The sequence below is a fragment of the Bacillus sp. M5A3_1b genome (assembly GCF_053345335.1).
This window is the reverse complement of the sequence record NZ_JBKEZY010000005.1, coordinates 110,428-131,354: the sequence shown is the minus strand read 5'-3', so window position 1 is coordinate 131,354 and position 20,927 is coordinate 110,428. Positions and strand designations below refer to the sequence as shown.

Here is a 20,927-nt window from a genome sequence, read left to right as displayed (position 1 = left end):
TCTATCCCCTCTCTTTCCTTTGAAAATGTAATGCCTCATTCTTTAAAAGTTCTTCATACGTGCCGCTTTTTATCATTTCCCCTTTATTTAAAATAAGAATATGATCCATCTGTTTCATCCAGTGAAGACGATGTGTTGCAAGAAATACTAGCTTACCTTCAAACAGACGTAACATCGCTTGCTTTATTTCAAATTCAGTTTCAATATCAAGATGTGCTGTAGGCTCGTCTAATAAAATAATTGGCTTTTTGCTTAGAAGTGCACGCGCCATAGCGACACGTTGTTCTTGCCCGCCACTAAGCATACGTCCACCTTCTCCAATTCTTTCATACATCCCGTTCGGAAGCGATGTAACGAGTGAACGAAGACCAACTTCATTAATAACTCTTTCCACTTCTGCATCAGCTGTATTTGTTTCATAGAAACAAATGTTATCTTTTAATGAAAGCGGGAAAATATAAGGTTGCTGCGGAATATAAGCAATATTCTTTTGCCAATCTTCTCGAGTAGACCCGTCAATTTTCACACCATTTATTATCAGATTTCCACCCGAAGGAGTTAAAAATCCTGCTAATACGTCAATTAACGTCGATTTCCCTGCCCCACTTTCACCAATTACACCTATAGCGCCGGTGCCTTTCCAAGTAAAATCAATTCCCTCTAATATAGCTTTTTCAGATTCATTATTCTTTACTTTTACATCTTGTAATTTCAAGTTACTAGAGGCATTCCATATTAAACCTACATTAGATTCTTTCGTTCCTATTTCTTTTTGTTGCTGTAAAATCTCTTCTATTTGCTCCATTGCAAGTTGTCCATCTAACGTAGCATGATAATTCGCTCCAACTTGTTTAATTGGCAGAAAATATTCCGGAGCTAAAATTAAAATCGTAAGGGCTGGCAATAGTACAATTGTCCCATCTATTAAACGGATCCCTAATCCGACCGCCACAAATGCGATGGATAAGCTCGTAAAGAAATCTAATGCAAAAGAAGAAAGAAAAGCAACTCGCAAAGTACGCATCGTTGCTTTTCTATACCTTTTACTTACTTTTTCAATCTTTCCTTCGTGTTGTTTACTTTTCCCTAAATACTTTAATGTTTCTAATCCTTTTAACGTATCTACAAAATGATTAGAAAGTACTCGATATGTTTCATATTGGCTATCCGCCATTTTCTGCGCTGCTAATCCTAGTAGGATCATAAATGTAATTACGATAGGAATCGTTACAACTAAAATGATTCCAGACTCAATATCTAACGTAAAAACATATAGTACAATTAGTCCCGGTACGATACTACTTCTAATCATTTTAGGGATTGTTAATTCAATATATGTTTTAAATTTCTCAATACCTTCAATCGATAAGGTAACCAGATGACCTGTTCCAGCAGTTTGAACATATCGTGGACCTAATGTGAAATACGCCTCTATTAATTGTTTTCGCAGTAGCGATCCTGTTTTTTCAGCGAAACGTTCCACTAATATTTGCGAAATTCGAACTAGCATATGACGTACTGCAAACGTGATTCCAAAATAAACCGTTTCATTTAACACAGATTGCACTGTTTCTCCTTGAAATAAAAACGTAATAGCCCGTGCTAAAAACACTGTTTGCCCAATAATACTTATAGCTTCTAAAATGCTAATGATTGTTAACACTACATATAAAACTCGGCTACCAGGATACGATGGAAGTCCTCTTTTTCTTTTCATTAGTACTCCAAATCTTTATCTGACTTAACAGGTTGTCTAAACACATAGAAACTCCATATTTGACTTCCCAAAACAAATGGCAATATAGCAATTGAAAAATACGTCATCAGTTTTAGTGCATAATCTCCCGATGCTGCATTATAAATTGTTAAATCGTATATTGACCCTAACGAGCTAATTAAGACACGTGGGAACATGCCGGCAAACACACTCGCACTTAGTAAAATGATTGTTAAACTTGTCATAACGAAAGCCCAACCATCTCTTCTTCTTTTATTTAATAATGTTGACGCACATAATGCTACAAAAGCTCCGATCGGAACCATAATCCACTCTGTACCATGACCAGTGAATATATCTGTTTTCCATAACCCTACACCGGCAAAAATAAGAAGTGCTATAATTGCAAGCGGTGCAATTTTCAACGCAGCAATACGTGCACGTTCTCTTAACTTACCAGTTGTACGTATAGTAAGGAATTGCAATCCGTGAACAATACAGAGCAGAAGGAACATAACTCCTCCAAGTAATGCAAATGGATGAAGTAATGGTAAGAATCCACCTACAGCATTTTTCGTTTCATCAATTGGAATACCTACCATAAAGTTAGCAATTGCAACTCCCCAAAGAACAGGCGGTAGTAAACTTCCTAAAAACATACCCCAATCCCAAAAACCTTTCCATTTATGATTGTCTATTTTCGCACGGAATTTAAAGGAAACCCCTCTTATAATTAAAGCAAGAAGCATAAATACAAACGGAATGTAAAACCCGCTAAATAAAGTTGCATACCAGTGCGGGAATGCTGCGAACATAGCCCCACCTGCACAAACAAGCCATACTTCATTCGCGTGCCAAAATGGGCCAATTGTATTTAAGTAAATTCTTTTCTCTAAATCGTTTTCCCCTAAAAACCTTGAAACTATACCTACACCGAAATCGAAACCTTCAAGTACAAAGAAGCCTACGAATAAAACTGCAATAATGATAAACCACAACTCATTAAGAGATAACATACTCTTCCTCCTTATCAAATGGATCATGGCTTTGAGAATCCTGTTTCGCTTTCTTATTCTCATGTCCTTTAATAATACGAACGAATAAATAAATAGTGATTCCACCTATAATTAAATATAGTGATGTGAATGAAACTAAAGAGAATAATACTTCTCCGAACGTAACATTTGGAGATACAGCATCTTCCGTTTTCATAACACCGAAAACTACCCAAGGCTGACGTCCCATTTCAGTCATAATCCATCCTACTGTATTACCGATAAACGGTAGTGCAATTGCATACACCATTAATTTTAAATACCAAGTTTTTTCAGCTAAACGATCTTTTCTTGATAAAAACCATCCGTATGCTCCTAGAAGAAGCATAAATGTTCCACTCATTACCATCGCTCTAAAACTCCAGAACATAGTGTGTACTGGCGGTATATAATCTCCAGGCCCATATTTTTCTTCATATTGCTTTTGAATTTGATTCATCCCTTCTACTTGACCGCTAAATTTATCATATGATAATAGACTTAGCATATAAGGGATTTGAATTTCAAACGAGTTTTCTTGCTTCTCTGCATCAATTTTCGCAAATACTGTAAATGGCGCTGGATCCTCACTCGTATTCCATAACGCTTCAGCTGCTGCCATTTTCATTGGGTGTGTCTTAATTAATTGTTGTGCTTGCGCATGACCGAAGAATAATACTAGCGCAGTTGTAAGTGTTCCAACAATGATAGAAATGCGGAACGATTTTTTAAACACTTCAGTTTCTTGAGCTTTCGTTATTTTCCATGCACTCACACCTGCAATAAAGAATGCACCAGTTGCAATTGCTGCTGTAATTGTATGCGGGAATTGTACCCATAATTGTGGGTTTTGAATAATCGCTAAGAAATCATTCATTTGTGCACGTCCATCTGCTGCCATTTCATACCCTACTGGCGATTGCATAAATGCACTTGCAGTTAAAATCCAAAATGCTGATAACATTGTTCCAATTGAAAGGAGCCAAATACATAAAAGGTGAACACGCTTCGGCAATTTATCCTCACCGAATACCCATAAACCTAGGAATGTAGACTCAATGAAAAATGCTAATAAACCTTCAATCGCAAGTGATGGACCAAACACATCACCTACGAAACGTGAATAGGTTGACCAGTTCATACCAAACTGGAATTCTTGTAGAATACCAGTTACTACACCTACCGCAAAGTTTACAAGGAATATTTGTGTCCAAAACTTCGTCATCTTCTTATAAATTTCTTGTCCCTTTACCACATATAACGTTTGCATTAATGCAATGATAAAAGCTAAACCAATAGACAGCGGAACAAAAAAGTAATGGAAAATCGTTGTTGATGCGAATTGTATTCGTGCCAATTCGAGCGTTTCCATACTACAATCACTTCCTTCATAATTTTTTATATCGTATTTTCGATTGAGTTGTATGAATAAAACAACTCAAATCTTAGAAATATAGAAAGATAAATTTGTTTATGTACTTTTAGAAAATATAAATTTTCAGTTTTCAAAATCATTACAAAAGAACTTTCTCATAAAATTTACCTTTTCACTATTTCAGTAGTGTTTTATCCGTTAATCGAATTGTATAATATACCTGCATAGTAAATTCAACTGATTTTTGACGTATTATTGACATCATTTTGTCTGAAATATGTCTTTTGTCATTTTTTTGAATTATATTTTTCTCATTAATAAAATGTATTTTTTTAATATAAGACTTACTTCCATATCAATAAAATAATCATTTCCCTCTTCATACACTTGACTTTCACGCAGAAAAATGTCCTCTAAACTAACGGAGAAATCAGTTAGTTTTTTGTCAAGAAGAAAATGTATTTTTAAAATTCAAACACAAAATATTGTTATTCGAAAATAGAAAATCCCCTCCCTCTTTCTAGACTGAAAATTCATTTTTTATCATTTTTTCAAACTGAATTCATACATAAAAAATACCGAGAATCGATTAGACTCTCGGTATTTTTTAAATTATTTCGCTGTATGTTTTCTAACAGCCGGTAAAATTTCAGTAGCAATTAATTCAATATTTTTCTCAATTTTATTAAGTGGTACACCACCAAAATCAATTTGTGCCATAAAACGTTGTTGTCCAAACAATTCATATTGGTAAAGCATTTTTTCAATAATTTGTTGCGGGCTACCAACCATTAATGCGTCACGGTAATCTACTGCATTTGTAAATTGTTGCTTCGGATACCCACCACCACGCAGTGTAAGCATACCAGCATTAATATGAGGATAGTATTCACTAAATGCATCTTGTGAATTTTTTGCTGTATAAAATAAACTCGTCGTTGCAACTGGCAAACTTGCTGGATTAAATCCACTTTGCGCCGCAGCCTCACGGTAAGCATCTACTGACCCTTTAAAGTTAATAGCTGGACCACCTAGTGTTGTTATCATCATAGGTACACCCGCACGTCCTGCTTTAATCGCACTAGCTGGCGGGCCACCAACTGCACGCCAAATTGGTAAGTTATTATTCTTCGCTCTCGGAATCACCGATGCATGTGCAAGCGGCGCTCTGAACTGTCCGTTCCATGTTACATGTTCCTCGTTATTAATTTTTAATAAAAGATCCATCTTCTCTTCAAATAACTCTTCATAATCATTCACGTCATAACCAAGTAAACTATATCCCCCAATACGAGATCCACGACCAGCCACGATTTCTGCACGTCCATTAGAAATCAAGTCAATTGTAGCAAAATCCTCATATACTCGTACCGGATCAGATGTGCTTACTATCGTTGCTGAACTTGCAATTTTTATATTTTTCGTAGCTTGTGCAATAGCTCCTAAAATAACTGTATGAGCTTGTGTTGTAAAATGCGTTTGATGACTTTCACCGACAGCAAATACATCAAGTCCAGCTTCATCCGCTAACTTAGCTGTTTCAATTAATTCATGAATTCTTTGTTCTGCACTAATTTTCTCTCCATTATGCGGATTTAAAACATGATCCCCAATTGAATATAATCCAAACTCTATTCCTTTACTTGTATCCATACGGTATTTTTCCATAGTTGCTCTCTCCTTTAATTCAGTCGTATTCATATTCTTCAATTATTTTTCACTTGATTAGTCAATTGATAGTGTAAAAAAAATTACTCTTGCGGCAATTCTTTTTTTTCGCTATGCTTATGAACTTTCGTCATTAGCTCGTATAATATTTTCTGCTCTTCTTCATTTAATACATCATCAAAAAACGATGATTGAAATGCAAGTTGCTCTGGCAATGCTCTCTCTAAAGCTGCTTCCCCTTGCTCTGTAAGACTGATTGTTTTCGTTTTCCAATCTTGTTTTCGTACAATATATCCTTCTTTTTCAAGACGAGTTAACATTCGAGAAATACCGCCTTGTGTAACAGTTACCTTTTCAGCTAACTCCATTTGTGTGAGTGGCTGATACGTACGTATTTGCAAAAGCACATCAAATTGAGCTGTCGTTAAATCAAACCGTTTTAAAAACTCATTTGACATCTGATTACTTTGGTTCGTAAATCGTATTAAGCGTAACCATATTAATGACCCTATCGTATTATCACGCATGTTTGATCACTTCCTATCGTGAATCTTACTATCACTTTACTACGCAAGTGATAAAAAAGCAAGAGAAAAAGTGAAAAATAATCTCATTAGAGTATTGCATAAATAACGATAAGAAAGAATTCATATTTAAATGAATTCTTTCTTATCGTTATTCTTAACTTTCCATTTCATTCATTGCTATATTTAAAGCTCCCACTGCTTTGGGCCAACCAACATAAAAAGCCATATGTGTTATTAATGCGATCATTTCATTTTCTCCAATTCCATTTTGTTTGGCCAGTCGCAAATGAAATGGTAATTGTTCTGTATGACCAAGACTGATTAATACCGACACTGTACATAAACTTCTTTCTCTTAATGTTAAAGTGTCATCCCGCCACACTTCCTCGAACAATATCTCTTCACTATAATGAGCAAATGCAGGTGCCATTTCTTTCATTCTCTCTTGAATACAATATTTAATTGATTCATTCATCATTTCACTCTCCCTTCACTTTTACCAATTGTGCCAATCCTTGACCAAATGACCAATTTTCAGCAGATGTCTCATTTAGCGTAATAAAAATATCTGCACTTTTTATACTAGAACATTCAGAAACCTTCGAGGATATCGACTGATACAGATCACTTTTCTGTTTTATCGTTCTTTCCGGTCCACATGTAATAGAAATATAAATCATATTCTCTGTTCTCTTTTCTCCTCTTTCTAATAAATAATATGGATTATATAAAAAGTGATTTTGTTGATAAGGTAAAAACAGTTGAAAATAATCATTTTCAAGGATGTTAAAATGTTCAATTAATGACAGATGAATACATTCACCTATCTTTTTCAACTCTTCTTTATTTAATATATTTTCATGATAATAAACGTTCACAAAAGGCATACATATTCATTCCTTTTTCCTAATTTAACTTCAACAAATTTTCATCGTGAAATGTGCAAAATCTCATATACTGTAACACCTTTATTTGTTACCATTTCAGGCTTTTCTTCATAAAAATTAAACTGACTATACCTCCATTTATCTGGATTATAAATGATTACATTTCCTAAACACTTTTCTATATTTTGTACATATTCATTCATAGTTTTTAATTGAGTCTCCCTCAGTGAATTACTTTGAGAAATACTCCCTACATATTCAACCACATACTTACATTTCTTAAAATCATCCTTTAGATTAACAACTAATGGAGCACCTATATTTATTTGTTGCCACCCAAAAGATTGTAAAATATTATCGTAATACCCTTCAAAGATAAATTTGTTCATTCCTTCATGGCCATTCCAAATATATAAAGGTGCATAACAGTTATAGAAATTCCCATGCTTACCTGCCTCAGTCATTAAATATGCTTTGAAATTCAATTCTTGAAAACCATCCGTTTTATACCCATTATCCTTTACCCTTTTCTTAATAATCTCCATATCATAATCTTTTGGCAAAATGACCTTATATTGCATTCCAATCATGTTTATCACTCACTTTCCATCTTATATACACAATGATAAGGCGATGATTGACTAACGTAAAATAGGTATAAATTATGTTTGGTATCATTTATAATGATATCGTATAAGGGGCTGTGATAAATGGAAATAAATGATCTTATTATATTCAAAACTGTAGCTAGCGAAGGTTCTATTAGTAAAGCTGCGAAAGAGTTAGGGTATGTTCAACCAAACGTAACTGAGCGAATCAAAAAATTAGAACAAGAGTTAGAAACACCTTTACTACATAGAGATAACAAAGGCGTTTCCTTGTTACCTTCTGGTGACATTTTATTAGACTACACGAATCAAATATTAACTCTAGTAGAAGAAGCAAAAGATAAAATTAAAACGAATGGTTCTTCTTATATAATTGCGACGTCACAATCTATTTTGACTAATTATGTAAGTAAGCGTATTAAAGAAAATTTCAGGAATTATCAAATATATGTAGAAAATAGTAGTCATTTACAAAAATTACTGCAACAACAAAAGGTTGATATGGTCATCACTTATGAGGATGATCCCGACGCAGCTTTTAAAAAAGTATTTACTACTTCAATGTCTGTAGGCTTATTAAAAGCGAAAGAAACACGAACCATTGACTATTTAAAGGAACTCTTCTTCGTTAGTAATGACAAAAAGTGCCCTTTTAGAAATAAGACGATACAATTTCTAAAAGAAAATCATTTATCTCAGCGTCAACTTCAACAATTAGATTCTTATTCGCTTATGGAAGAGTTTATTCAGGATGGAAAAGGAATAGCCTTTTTGCCGATTAGAAATGATACATTGGTACCAATTGAAAATGTTCCAATTGAGAAATTAGCTGTTCATTTTTTTACAAATCAAAACTCTTTAAAACAAATCCCTGATGAACTATTTGATTAATATAATAGCTATAAACTAATTACATACACTAATAAAAATCCCTCCTTTACGAATTTAAAAGAGGGATTTTTATATTCTATACAATTGATTTTTCACACATTTTGCTCCACTTTTGCACTTTTCTCCTTCTTATTCCGTTTTATATTCTTCAAACTCTTTACCGTTCCAACTAATCCTTTCGGGAAAACTAGCAATACGATAATGTACAATAAACCAAGAATAATCGTCCATCGTTCAAAAATCGGATACGCTGTAGCTAGTTCTGATAAATAGTATTTCAGTGATTCAATAATTCCAGCTCCAGCAATTGCTCCAATTAACGTTCCAACGCCTCCAATCATTGTCATCAATAATGCATTTAATGTCATTTCAATTGAAAATACAGTCGTATTAACAAAGCGTAGTGTGATAACAAATAAACCACCGCTAATTGTAGCAACTACTCCTGCAACAATACTAGCAATAATTTTATAATGAAGAACTTTATATCCTAATGCTTCAACACGTTGCTCATTTTGTGAAATTGCCTTTAATACTTTTCCAATAGAAGATTTGGTGAAAAGACGTAACAGAATAAAAATGACAATTAAACATATAAGTGTTACATAATAAAACGTAAAACGATCACGGAATAAGTCTGGTACACCAAATGTAAAACCGTCTCCTCCATGAGTGAGTCCACGCCATTTTTCAGCAAGTACGAAAAACAACTGTGAAATAGCAAGTGTTAACATTGCATAAAAATGACTTTTCAGTCGTAACGAAAGCAAACCGATTATATAACTAACAATTACTGAAATGATAATTGCAGCTACTAGCCCTATTAAAAAGTTCGTTATGGATACTCCTTGCCGATCAAATAAAAGTGCTACCCCATACGCTCCTATTCCAAAGAACATACAATGGCCGAACGATACAATTCCTGTATAACCAAGCAATACATCAAAACTCATTGCAAAAATAGCAAAGATGAAGATTTGAGTGAACAAAATTAACAAGCTCCGTGAATCATTTACGAATGGAAATACACTTAAACAAATGAGCATACATGCTCCGAAGTATACTTTAATTCGATTTGATGTGCTGTTCACCATTTCACCCCTTTTCACTAACAAGTCCATTTGGCTTCACTATTAAGAAAACTAGTAACATTAACATATTGATTGCAAGTGATAAATCCGGTATAAAATACGCTGTAAAGGCACCCGCTAATCCGACAATTAAAGATGCGATTGCTGAACCTTGTACGCTTCCTAATCCTCCAATGATTACTACTATAAAAGCTAAAATCGCATACTGCATACCCATCTCGGCGAAAATAACACCTGAATACGGTGCTAATAAGAAGCCTCCCAACGCTGCCATCCCTGCTCCTAATAAAAAGACGAAAGAAAATATTGCTTTTACGTTAATACCGAGCGCTTGAACCATCTCTTTATCCATTACACCTGCGCGTATCATTAGACCTATCTTTGTTTTTTTGAGCAATAATAGTAAGGCAATGTAAATGATGATCCCAATTAAAATAACGAATAGACGATATTTAATTAATATAACGCCTTCAAATGTATAACTACCTTGTAACCATAACGGTAATTTAGCACCAATTGGATTTGGCCCCCAAAATACTTTAATACATTCACTAAGTACAAGCATTCCTCCAAGCGTCACAAGAAGCTGGCGAACATGATTTCCATATACCGGTCTAATAAGAAATCTTTCTAAAATAAATCCAAGAAACATCCCCATAGCAATTGCTCCAATTAACGCTAATACATAACTACCTGTCATATTAAATAACCAAACACCTGTAAACGCTCCCCAGGCAAATAAACCACCATGTGCGAAGTTTAGAACGCTCATTAAACCGAAAATAAGTGAAAGTCCTGATGCTAATAAAAAAATGAGCATCCCTGTTGAAATCCCATTTACAAATAAATTGATTAACACATCCATCCTTCTCACCTCGGATTCATGTTAAGAGATTCCTAAATATTTGTGACACATTTCCTTATCCTCTTTTAATTCATGCATAAAACCGTTATGAACAATTTTTCCGTTATCCATAATATAAAAGTAATCACCAATTTGACTAGCCATCATAAAGTTTTGTTCAACGAGTAAAACTGTTGTTTTCTCCTTCATTTTCAAAATGGCTATCATTAATTTTTCTATCATAATAGGGGACAAGCCTTTACTCGGCTCATCAATAAGTAATAAACCATCACTATTAATAAATGCTCTTGAAATTGCTAGCATTTGTTTTTGTCCTCCGCTTAAGAGTCCACTTTTTTTGTGCCAAAACTGCTTTAAATCTGGAAATAGTTCAAGCATCCACTCAATTTTCTCTTCCGCTTCTTCTCCCTTACCTCTAGCAAGAGCGAATGTTTCTTCTACTGTCAGATCGTTAAAAATACCTTGATTTTCTGGTACATAACCTATTCCTTTCCTTGAAATTAAATGTGTAGATAATCCATTTACTTGTGTACGATCATAATAAATTTCACCATGTGCGATATGGTGAAATCCCATAACCGAACGTAATGTCGTCGTCTTCCCTGCCCCATTTCTTCCAAACAGTACAGTAATCGTTCCTTTCTCAACAGCAAGAGATACCCCTTGTAAAATATGAAACTGATCTAAATACGTCTCTATATTATTCACTTGTAATAGTGCCACTATATAATCCCCCTAAATAAGCACTTTGTACACGCTCATCTTTCATCATTTCTTCAGGCAAACCTTCAGCCAATAACTCTCCATGGAACAAAACGATAAGATGGTCTGATAAACCTAGTACCATATCCATCTTGTGTTCAATTAGTACAATTGTACTTTCTGGATGTTTCTTAATATTTTTAATCACTTGTAAAATAGCCGGTACTTCCTCAACTGATATACCTGCGGTCGGCTCATCAAGTAGTAATACATCCGTTTTTAAAGCTAATAACATCGCAAGCTCTAACTTTCGTTTTTCCCCATGTGCTAAATCTTTCGCTAATACATGTTCTTTCTCGTGAAGTAAGACTGTTTTTAAGAAACGTCTCGCCTCTCCCACTTGTTGCTTAAATTTTGCCGAACTCGGAAAAAAACTATAGTAATCTTGAACAAATGATTGAACACTTAAACGAACATTTTCAAGTACCGTTAACTCTGGGAATATATTTGTAAGTTGAAAAGAGCGACCAATTCCTAATCGAGTGCGATCCGAAATTGATAATTTTGTAATCTCTCGTCCTTTAAAATATACTTCACCTTTCGTTGGAGAAATTTGTCCACTTAGTAAATTAAATAACGTTGTCTTTCCTGCACCATTAGGTCCAATAATGGAAATGAGCTTTCCTTTTTGTACTGTTACATTCACATCTTTAATAACATGATGCTCGCCAAAAGATACGCAAAGATTTTTCGTTTCTAGCAAATTTGTCACAATACCCCTCCCTTTAAAGCTTTAAGTATGAAAGAAATACATATAAAGAGGGTGTGCCCCTCTTTATACAAAAACAACAGAAAATTCAGTCTATTTATTTTGAACTGGTGGTTCTGTCTCTTTCATCGTTAATTCTCGCTCTAATACTGGCACTGGATAATCAACACCATCCTGCTTTTTCAATGTGATAGAATACAGTGTCTGCATCGCTTGGTGATCCTTTTCTCTAAACTTCATCTTTCCTTTCGGTGTATCAAATTCCATTCCTTCCATTTTCTTAATTAATGTATCTACATCTGTATCACCTTTTGTTTTCTTTAAAGCTTCTACAATTGAAATTGCCGCTGACATTCCACCTGCTGTAAATAAATCTGGCACCGCACCATTAAATCGTTTTTTATGTTCTTCCACTAACCAATCATTCACTTTATTTTTCGGGAGTGTATGATAATAAACAGAAAAACCTTGCATTCCTACTAGCGCATCCATCGTTTTTAATGCCGGTATATCTGGTGCACCGGTAGAAATTTTAATACCTTGCGCTTCCACATTCATATCTTTCAACTGTTTCCAAGGTGAATTCGCCCCCGCCCAAACGATAAATAAATAATCTGGTTTTGAGCTAATGATATTTTGAATATTAGCAGTGAAGTCAGTCGAATTTGTATCAGCATATTGCTCATTTACAATATTCGCACCTAATTTCTTCGCTCCAGCTTTAAATGCCGCAATTCCTTCACGGCCGTAAGCATTATCTTGTGCTAACGTTGCTATTTTCACATCTTTTTTAGCAATCGCTGCAGCACCAGCGACTGCATCTTGAGATGAATTTCTACCTGTTCTAAAAATATATTTATTCCGGTTCTTACCCGTAATACTATCCGCCACTGCTGGTTCTACAACCATTATTTTTTCATACTCTTCAGCTAGTGGTAAAACCGCTAATGTATCACTTGAACTAGACGATCCGACTAAAAAATCAACTTTCTCTTCTTCTAATAATTTCGTAGCTTTTTTAACTGCTACATCAGCTTTTGTTTCCGTATCTTCTACAACAAACTTAATCTTCTTCCCTTCCACCTTCCCAGTTCCACCCGTCGCATAGTCTAACCCTAATTCAAATCCGTTCACTGTTTGTTTTCCATATGATTCTAATGGACCTGTTAATGAAGCAAGAACCCCTACCTTAATCGTCTTTTCATCCTCTGTACTTGTTTTCTTTCCTGAACAAGCTGCCGTTATTAATAACGAACTTAAAACACAACCAGTAGCCATCATTCTTAGCCATTTACGTTTTTTCATCGACATTGTGATCCTCCCCATACTTTAATTTCTGATAGAATCAATCTCGCCAAAGTTAACCACCCGTAATTATGACTTTTTCTTTGAATCATACAAACAAATCTGTTTTAAAAATTTAATGAAGTACCTTTACATTCGCCGCCTCTTTCCAAATACCTCCATTTACCATATATTCATCTAGTATTTTTCACCACCTAATTACAGTCGCTGCCCACGTATACCCAGTCCCGGCACTAACTACTACTGCAATATCTCCAGGCTGTAATTTTCCCTGTTCATTTGCAAAGTGAAGACCAATGCAAGGATCAAGCGCTGACATATGTCCATAACGATCTAAATATACAACTTGTTCTTCTTCTAGCCCTAGTCCCTGTATCAATTCTATTAACATAGAACGTTTTGTATGCAGTGGTAACAATACTTTAATATCTTTAGGAGTTAACCCACTTTTTTTTAACGCCTCTCGAATAACCTTTTCAAAATTAGGGATTGAAACCCGATCTAGACGTTCTTTCATACTATTAGGATCTATTACATCAATATAATGTTGCCGATTCTCAACTGTATCATAGCTCGCAACCTGCTTTGATCCACCTGCTGGAATACGTACATCTTCATGAAATGAACCATCTGTTATAATCGCACTTCTTAATATTTCACCTTTTCTAGCGTCCTTTTTCACTAAAGCTGCACTTCCGCCATCAGCGAAATTAAACATAAAACGTGAGCGTGGATTATCATAATCTACAATTTGAGATTCTTTACATCCACCTACTAATAATATATTTTCAATTGAGTTATCGGAGTAAAGCATATCTTTTGCGACTTTGAGAGCAATAGGAAAGCAAGAACTAACATTCATAATTTCAAAAGCATAAGCATTTTTCAATCCAAGTTCATGCTGAATTTTTGGGGCACTTGACCATACGTGGTAATCTTTATGTGGACTGCCAAAATAAATGACTACATCAATAGATTGAGGATCTACTTGTAATAATATTGGCTTTGCAGCAGCAATAGCTAAATCTGATGCATGCATCGTTTCATCTGCGACATGTTTTTCATATAATCCAAACTTTTCTATAATAATATTCTCAGGGATACCTGTTTTTTGAGATAGGTCTGCCGCCGTCTCTACGTCTTTTGGGAAGAAAACACCAGTCGCTTCAATCCCAATATTCATTAGACTATTCCTCCTTCTTTTGGCACCATCATAGTAGCTACACCTGTTAATACTAGATCTCCTTTTTGGTTATGACACTCCGTTAACAATTTCAAAACTCTCTTTTCTATCATAAATTCTTGTACTGTAGCCGTAGCTGTAATTGTATCTCCTATAAAAACTGGTGCTGTAAATTTAATAGTTTGTTCCATATAAACGGATCCTTTTCCAGGTAAATGAATACCAAGCAATTGTGATAAAAGACTAGAAGTTAATAAACCATGTGCTATTCTTTGGTTAAATCTAGTTTGCTTTGCATACTCATGATCAATATGAATTGGATTAAAATCCCCACTTAACCCTGCAAATAATACAAAATCCGTTTCTGTTATTGTTTTACTACATGACGCCTGTTGACCCGTGCTATACATCGTCATCTCTTCACCAACTTTTCAATTGATTTGCTAACTGTGCTTTTTGAATTTTACCAGTTGCATTTTTAGGAAATTCTTTTAGAAAAATAATCTCTTTCGGTATTTTATATTTTGCTAGAAATAAACAACAATGCTCAATGACTTCTTTTTCAGTTAATATACTGCTACTCTTTTTCACAATAAAGGCGATTGGAATCTCTCCCCACTTTACATGTTGCCTACCAACGATCGCTACCTCATATACCCCAGAAAGCTTATTAATGACTTGCTCTACTTCAAGTGGATAAATATTTTCACCACCGGAAATTATCATTTCTTTTTTTCTACCTACAATGTATACAAAACCATCTTCATCAACTCTAGCTAAATCTCCCGTATATAACCAACCATCTTGAATCGTTTCTTCTGTTGCATCTGGCCGATTCCAATACCCTTTCATTACATTCGGTCCTCTTATAAGTAACTCTCCAACTTCACCAATATCAACTTTATTTTTGTTTTCATCAATAAGTACATAATCACAAAACAGAACTGGTTTCCCAATTGATCCTACTTTACGTCTTGCATCTTCTTCTGAAAGCATAAATACGGTTGGTGATGTTTCAGTCATGCCAAAGCCTTGACCAAATAAAAATCCTCTATCTATAAATTCTCTCATCAACTCTTCTGGACATGGAGCACCGCCGTTATAAAACCAGCGAACTGATTGTAAATTTGTAGTTTCAAACTTTGGGCAATTAATTAATGCTTGATGAATTGTAGGTACTCCCATTACTACAGTCACTTTATGTTTTTCTATCATTGAAAGAGCTGTGGTTGGTTCGAATTTTCTTGGAATAATGATTACGCCACCTGCAAATAAAGTTGGAAATGCGAATAAACCAATTCCACCAATATGAAATAAAGGTAATAATACAATAGAGCGGTCGTGCATAGTTAAGTCAATCGCAAATGTATTGTTTAGCGCATTCCAAAACATATTTTTTTGTGTAAGTACGGCTCCTTTCGGTTTTCCTGTTGTACCTGATGTATAACATATAATAAAGGATGCGCTTTCATTTATCTCTTCAAAGTTGTCACTTTTTCTATCTTCTATTTCTTTTAAACTTGTAATCGAAATAACTCTTTGTACGTACGATACCTTGTGCATTGACAGTGCCATATTTTGAAATGTTTCCTCTACAAATAAAACTGTAGTTCCACTATCTTTCAACTGAAATATAAGTTCATTTTCTGTTAATCGTATATTCAATGGAACAGCAATACATTCTACCTTTGCTATAGCAAACAAAAGTACAATATATTCCAAGCTATTTTGTGATAAAATAGCTATCCTTTCTCCTTTTTGCACATGTAAGTCGTAAATTAAATATGCGGCTACGTTACTTACATACTCATGTAACTGTTTATATGTCATCTCCTCCTCTTCTGTAATAATGGCAATGCGATCTGGATGTAAATAGGACCGTTTTTCAATCCAATAAGCAATGCCTTGCATATGTTCCCCACTCCCTTATCTCTTTCTCAATCCTTCAAATATTAATGACATCGCTGCTTCAAATACATCTTCCGGAACATCTTTCTCTTCCCAATAGCCCCATCGCATTCCTAGAAATTGCCCAATTGACATAAGACAATACGCAATTGTTTCTTTATCAAATTGTTTAAACTCTCCCGCTTCCATACCAGCCGATAAACTTTTTAAAAATCCATTTGCGAGCTTTGCATAGTACCATCTATATAAGTTATCATCAACAACTACTGCCTGTTGTACAATGTTATATAGATTAGGACGATCTTTCACCCACCGAAAAAACGCCTGAAAACCTCTTCTTTGTGCCTCTTCATAACTTGATATTCCCTTCATTTCTTCTTTAATAATTAAGCGTAACTCACGGTTCAATCTGCGAATCAATTCATCAAATATATCTTTTTTAGACGGAAAGTAATTATAGAAAGTTCCGTGCGCTACCTTTGCTTCTTGTGTAATATTCACAATAGAAGCCTCGTAATATCCTTTACTACCAAACACCTCTTCTGCAGCACACAATAATTTCTCTCTCGTTTCTAATCCTTTTGTTGTTAAGTTTTTTACATCCATTATTATTTTTTCTGACACCTGAATCACCTCTTAGATTTGATTATAAATAAATTTCTGAATTTTACAATTATTTTTATCAGACAAAATCCGCAAGCGTTTTTCTACATATAAAAAAGGACTAACTTAATTTGAAGTTAGTCCTTTAATCTTAATTAGAATTAAGTTCTACTTTCTCTAATCCTTCAGCCAATTGTTTCTTATCTAGCCCTTCTCCTATTACAACCAAGTTCGTCGGGAAACCGAAATCTTGTTCCAGTAAAGTTGGTACCCCAAATGAATATTGGAATAAGTGCGGGTATTTATCTCCATGGAATTTCACAAATCCTTTTACACGATAAATACTATCTGGTAAATTCGAAAGCCATTCGTATAATTTATCTTGATCAATCGATTTCGTAAATTGATATGTCATCGTTTGTATATGTAAATGCTGTTTTACATGTAGTGTCTCATGTTCCCCATCATTCGTAAATTCAGCTTCTTCTATGTCTTCTAAAGATATATTACAATATTTTGTTTCAAACAATTTCGCATGATTATTTATTGCTTTCACTTCTTCAATTACTTTGTTCTTATCCGCATCTGTTAGTAAATCTGATTTATTAATTAAAATGTGGCTACCAAACTTCAGTTGCTCATGCAATAATTGCTGAACGTTTGCACTTAATACTCTTCGATTTAACCACCTTACTGCATCTAAAACGACGACAATTGATTTCACTTCTAGGAAAGGTGCTAAAATTGGTGATACACACGCATCTAACACTTCAATTGGATGTGCAACACCTGTCGTTTCTATATAAATGACATCTGGTCTTTCTTGCTGATATAACGAATGTAATTGTATTTCAAGCTCTTCTTTTAGCGTACAACAAATACATCCTTTCAGAAGCTCTCTTAAAACATTCTCTTTTCCAATAATATCTGTATCTACCGAGTATTCACCAATTTCATTCATTAATACTGCAACTTTTCTATTCTTCTTTTTCTCCGCTAACAATAAATTTTGTAATAATGTTGATTTTCCACTACCTAAAAAGCCACCTAATATATGAATTTCTACTTTTTTCATTTGATCGACCATCCATTTCTTTATTTCAAACGTATTCAAAGCGTAATAATTACGATTTATATTAATCATTTTATTAAAAGAATAGTGATTTGTAAATATATCTTCACTGTTCGTTTACTTCATAAGCAACTCGAATTCCAGACTCTATTGCTCCTTGCATCCATCCATGTGTTAATGTCGTATGCTCTCCTGCAAAGTGTACTTTGCCAGCTGGCGGCGTAATATACGGAAATAACTCTAACTCTTGACCTGGTTCGAAAGCCGTAAATGCGCCGCAAGAATACGGATTTTGGCTCCAGCTAAAAGATGTTCCAGTAACAAACTCACTATAGACGATGTCGCCGTATATTTCCGCTAAATTTTTTAATGCGTAACGAATACGATCTCTTTGCGTGAGACTATCCCACGTTAACGCCTCATCTGCCCACGTATAACTCGCTAAAACGATAGCTGCCCCTTGTTTATGAATACCATAACTCGGATAATATGTAAATCGTATAGGTAAATCTGTAATAGATTTACCGCCACACTGTCTCGCTTTCTCCCAAAATTTACTTTTAAACTCTATCGCAATTTTAGTTGCAGCAATATAATTTAATTCACGAATTGCTCGTCTTTTAAAATAAGAGAATAAATGATATGGCTGAACTTCTACAAATCGTAACGTTGAAAATGGAATTGTGATAATAGCAATGTCGCCTGTTACCATAAATGGATGTAACGTTTGTTCATTTGTTACTTGCATCATCACTTTATTATCTTCCTGTATAATTTTTTCTACTTTATACGACATAAAAATATTTTCTTTTAACTCGGGTAAAAATGAATTTGGTAATGTATCCATTCCGCCCGTTATTTCATAATATTTTGTCGTTGAAGTAAAAAAGATCATTTCACGTAATACTTCAATTAAAGACATTCCCATATATGCTTCCATATCTAGAAGTACCCCAATCATATCTATTGCTCCATCTGAATAATACTCACTTAAAAATGATCCGAGCGAATATGTTTTATACTTTGTTTCAACGATGATCCAGTTTTTATTAGAATCTTTTTTTATAAAATTAAGTATTGGTTCTAGCACTACTAACATTAACTCTTCTGCCGTTTTCCCTTTTTCATTCTCTAAAATTGGATATCCAAGTATACTTGGATTTTTTTCAAATACGCTCAATCTCGTTTTAATATTATTCGTATAAATAATATCTGAAGCGGTTTTATTTATAAAAAGATTTAATGATAATTTAAATTTACGAATGTAAGCTAAAGTTAACTCGTGTGTTTCAGGAATTCGCATTGGCCCTGCATTAAAATATAAGCCTCTGCTAAACGGTTCACGGATCGTATATATTCTTCCGCCTATTCGGTTATTCGCTTCTAAAATTGTTATGCTATGCCCTGATTCTTTCAATAACGATGCTGCAACTAATCCTGAAATTCCTGCACCAGCAATAATAATTTGCTTTGGATTCTTCGTTTTTACGAGCCCCACATTAATAATATGGAGCATTCTTTCCATCGTTAATGGCTGCATCATGCCCTTTTCCCCTTCTATAAAGGATTTTATTGCATTATATTCGGTTCACTTACTTCCTATGTTTCGTGCAAGAAATTGCACGGATACATTTTCAAATACTTGAATATCTTTTATAAAATGTAATAAACTAGATATGAATCTATAGAAGTACGACGTATTATCTTACATAATAAAATCAATGAAATTGCGAGGAATTTTAAAATGAAAAAAGGGATTAACCGTGTAGTATTAGTAGGAACAGGAGCAGTTGGATGTAGTTATGCTTACTGCATGATTAACCAAGCTGTAGCTGAAGAATTTGTTTTAGTTGATGTAAACGAGGCAAAAGCTGAAGGAGAAGCAATGGATTTAAGTCATGCTGTTCCTTTTGCACCAGCTCCAACTAGAGTATGGAAAGGTAGCTACGAAGATTGTAAAGATGCTGATCTTGTAGTCATTACGGCTGGATTACCACAAAAACCAGGTGAAACGCGCCTAGATTTAGTTGAGAAAAACGCGAAAATCTTTAAACAAATCGTTCGTAGTATTATGGATAGCGGATTTGATGGTATCTTCTTAATCGCAACTAACCCTGTCGATATTTTAACTTACGTAACTTGGAAAGAATCTGGTTTACCAAAAGAACGCGTAATCGGTTCTGGTACAACTCTTGATTCTGCTCGTTTCCGCTATATGTTAGGTGAGTATTTCGATATTGGTCCACACAACATTCATGCTTATATTATCGGAGAACATGGTGATACGGAACTTCCTGTTTGGAGTCACGTATCAGTCGGTATTCAAAAACTACAAACGCTTCTTGATAAAGACAACACATACACGCAAGAAGATTTAGACAAAATCTTCATAAATGTTCGTGATGCAGCTTACCATATTATCGAGCGAAAAGGTGCAACTTACTATGGTATTGGTATGTCACTTCTACGTGTTACAAAGGCGATTTTAAACGACGAAAATAGCGTATTAACAGTATCAGCTTACTTAGAAGGCCAATACGGTCAAAAAGATGTTTATATCGGCGTACCTGCTGTTTTAAATCGCGGCGGTGTTCGTGAAATTTTAGAAGTGGAATTAAGTGAAGAAGAAGAATTAAAATTCGATCACTCTGTTCAAGTATTAAAAGAAACAATGGCTCCAGTTCTTTAATCGTGCATGCAAAAAAGCAATCCAATTTATTTT

21 protein-coding genes are annotated in these 20,927 nt (G+C 34.5%); 2 read left to right on the top strand and 19 right to left on the bottom strand.

Translation table 11 applies throughout. The features are described from left to right. Nucleotide 1: 1 nt before the first annotated feature. The 8 genes from cydD to ACLBWW_RS15590 all read right to left on the bottom strand — a co-directional run bounded on the left by cydD (nucleotide 2) and on the right by ACLBWW_RS15590 (nucleotide 7,798). Nucleotides 2–1,717: a thiol reductant ABC exporter subunit CydD gene (gene cydD / locus ACLBWW_RS15625; RefSeq protein ID WP_048543218.1), complete on the bottom strand. Its 1,716-nt coding sequence runs from the start codon at nucleotides 1,715–1,717 to the stop codon at nucleotides 2–4. Continuing rightward, nucleotides 1,717–2,733 (bottom strand): cytochrome d ubiquinol oxidase subunit II, encoded by a 1,017-nt coding sequence (gene cydB, locus ACLBWW_RS15620; protein ID WP_000950075.1) that lies wholly within the window; start codon nucleotides 2,731–2,733, stop codon nucleotides 1,717–1,719. The genes cydD and cydB overlap by 1 nt, the downstream gene beginning before the upstream one ends. Further along, on the bottom strand, nucleotides 2,720–4,123 hold the full coding sequence (gene cydA / locus ACLBWW_RS15615) for a cytochrome ubiquinol oxidase subunit I (protein WP_098049246.1): 1,404 nt from the start codon (nucleotides 4,121–4,123) through the stop codon (nucleotides 2,720–2,722). Before cydA ends, cydB begins: the two co-directional genes overlap by 14 nt. Before the next feature lie 615 nt (nucleotides 4,124–4,738). Further along, a complete protein-coding gene (locus tag ACLBWW_RS15610) occupies nucleotides 4,739–5,794 on the bottom strand; it encodes an LLM class flavin-dependent oxidoreductase (protein ID WP_064476357.1) in 1,056 nt (351 codons plus the stop codon). Nucleotides 5,795–5,877: 83 nt separating this feature from the next. Continuing rightward, nucleotides 5,878–6,321, bottom strand: coding sequence for a MarR family winged helix-turn-helix transcriptional regulator (locus tag ACLBWW_RS15605; RefSeq protein ID WP_001205523.1), 444 nt, complete (start codon nucleotides 6,319–6,321; stop codon nucleotides 5,878–5,880). A 154-nt stretch (nucleotides 6,322–6,475) separates the two neighbouring features. Next, the gene (locus ACLBWW_RS15600) at nucleotides 6,476–6,799 is read right to left on the bottom strand and encodes a carboxymuconolactone decarboxylase family protein (RefSeq protein ID WP_002071373.1); all 324 of its coding nucleotides are present in this window, start codon (nucleotides 6,797–6,799) and stop codon (nucleotides 6,476–6,478) included. Between the two features lies 1 nt (nucleotide 6,800). Next, complete coding sequence (locus ACLBWW_RS15595; RefSeq protein WP_048543222.1) at nucleotides 6,801–7,208, bottom strand: tautomerase family protein; 408 nt, start codon at nucleotides 7,206–7,208, stop codon at nucleotides 6,801–6,803. 41 nt (nucleotides 7,209–7,249) lie between these two features. Then, a complete protein-coding gene (locus ACLBWW_RS15590; RefSeq protein WP_000579910.1) occupies nucleotides 7,250–7,798 on the bottom strand; it encodes a DUF4865 family protein in 549 nt (182 codons plus the stop codon). A 120-nt stretch (nucleotides 7,799–7,918) separates the two neighbouring features. Here ACLBWW_RS15590 and ACLBWW_RS15585 point away from each other — a divergent pair, with 120 nt between their 5' ends. Further along, nucleotides 7,919–8,707: a LysR family transcriptional regulator gene (locus tag ACLBWW_RS15585; RefSeq protein ID WP_098068216.1), complete on the top strand. Its 789-nt coding sequence runs from the start codon at nucleotides 7,919–7,921 to the stop codon at nucleotides 8,705–8,707. A gap of 92 nt (nucleotides 8,708–8,799) precedes the next feature. Here the strand turns inward: ACLBWW_RS15585 and ACLBWW_RS15580 are convergent, their stop codons facing one another. The 11 genes from ACLBWW_RS15580 to ACLBWW_RS15530 form a co-directional block, all read right to left on the bottom strand. Continuing rightward, complete coding sequence (locus tag ACLBWW_RS15580; protein WP_142334021.1) at nucleotides 8,800–9,753, bottom strand: branched-chain amino acid ABC transporter permease; 954 nt, start codon at nucleotides 9,751–9,753, stop codon at nucleotides 8,800–8,802. 49 nt (nucleotides 9,754–9,802) lie between these two features. Further along, on the bottom strand, nucleotides 9,803–10,663 hold the full coding sequence (locus ACLBWW_RS15575; RefSeq protein WP_098068214.1) for a branched-chain amino acid ABC transporter permease: 861 nt from the start codon (nucleotides 10,661–10,663) through the stop codon (nucleotides 9,803–9,805). A 21-nt stretch (nucleotides 10,664–10,684) separates the two neighbouring features. After that, nucleotides 10,685–11,386: a branched-chain amino acid ABC transporter ATP-binding protein gene (locus tag ACLBWW_RS15570; protein WP_048543226.1), complete on the bottom strand. Its 702-nt coding sequence runs from the start codon at nucleotides 11,384–11,386 to the stop codon at nucleotides 10,685–10,687. Further along, complete coding sequence (locus tag ACLBWW_RS15565) at nucleotides 11,364–12,137, bottom strand: ABC transporter ATP-binding protein (protein ID WP_098631083.1); 774 nt, start codon at nucleotides 12,135–12,137, stop codon at nucleotides 11,364–11,366. Before ACLBWW_RS15565 ends, ACLBWW_RS15570 begins: the two co-directional genes overlap by 23 nt. Before the next feature lie 90 nt (nucleotides 12,138–12,227). Beyond that, the gene (locus ACLBWW_RS15560; RefSeq protein WP_048543228.1) at nucleotides 12,228–13,445 is read right to left on the bottom strand and encodes a substrate-binding domain-containing protein; all 1,218 of its coding nucleotides are present in this window, start codon (nucleotides 13,443–13,445) and stop codon (nucleotides 12,228–12,230) included. Between the two features lie 181 nt (nucleotides 13,446–13,626). Continuing rightward, nucleotides 13,627–14,622 (bottom strand): 3-oxoacyl-ACP synthase, encoded by a 996-nt coding sequence (locus ACLBWW_RS15555; RefSeq protein WP_447614122.1) that lies wholly within the window; start codon nucleotides 14,620–14,622, stop codon nucleotides 13,627–13,629. After that, a complete protein-coding gene (locus ACLBWW_RS15550) occupies nucleotides 14,622–15,038 on the bottom strand; it encodes a MaoC family dehydratase (RefSeq protein ID WP_048543230.1) in 417 nt (138 codons plus the stop codon). The genes ACLBWW_RS15555 and ACLBWW_RS15550 overlap by 1 nt, the downstream gene beginning before the upstream one ends. A 4-nt stretch (nucleotides 15,039–15,042) precedes the next feature. After that, the gene (locus tag ACLBWW_RS15545; protein ID WP_048543231.1) at nucleotides 15,043–16,533 is read right to left on the bottom strand and encodes an o-succinylbenzoate--CoA ligase; all 1,491 of its coding nucleotides are present in this window, start codon (nucleotides 16,531–16,533) and stop codon (nucleotides 15,043–15,045) included. A gap of 15 nt (nucleotides 16,534–16,548) precedes the next feature. Then, nucleotides 16,549–17,154 carry a TetR/AcrR family transcriptional regulator gene (locus tag ACLBWW_RS15540; protein WP_116442951.1) on the bottom strand — a complete coding sequence of 202 codons (606 nt, stop codon included), beginning with the start codon at nucleotides 17,152–17,154 and terminating at the stop codon, nucleotides 16,549–16,551. A gap of 130 nt (nucleotides 17,155–17,284) precedes the next feature. Continuing rightward, nucleotides 17,285–18,208, bottom strand: coding sequence for a CobW family GTP-binding protein (locus ACLBWW_RS15535; protein WP_000754944.1), 924 nt, complete (start codon nucleotides 18,206–18,208; stop codon nucleotides 17,285–17,287). 103 nt (nucleotides 18,209–18,311) lie between these two features. Then, nucleotides 18,312–19,748: a flavin monoamine oxidase family protein gene (locus ACLBWW_RS15530; protein ID WP_048543232.1), complete on the bottom strand. Its 1,437-nt coding sequence runs from the start codon at nucleotides 19,746–19,748 to the stop codon at nucleotides 18,312–18,314. A gap of 201 nt (nucleotides 19,749–19,949) precedes the next feature. On the opposite strand from ACLBWW_RS15530, the gene ACLBWW_RS15525 reads away from it, so the two are divergent. Next, on the top strand, nucleotides 19,950–20,894 hold the full coding sequence (locus ACLBWW_RS15525; RefSeq protein ID WP_000715320.1) for an L-lactate dehydrogenase: 945 nt from the start codon (nucleotides 19,950–19,952) through the stop codon (nucleotides 20,892–20,894). Nucleotides 20,895–20,927: the final 33 nt, after the last annotated feature.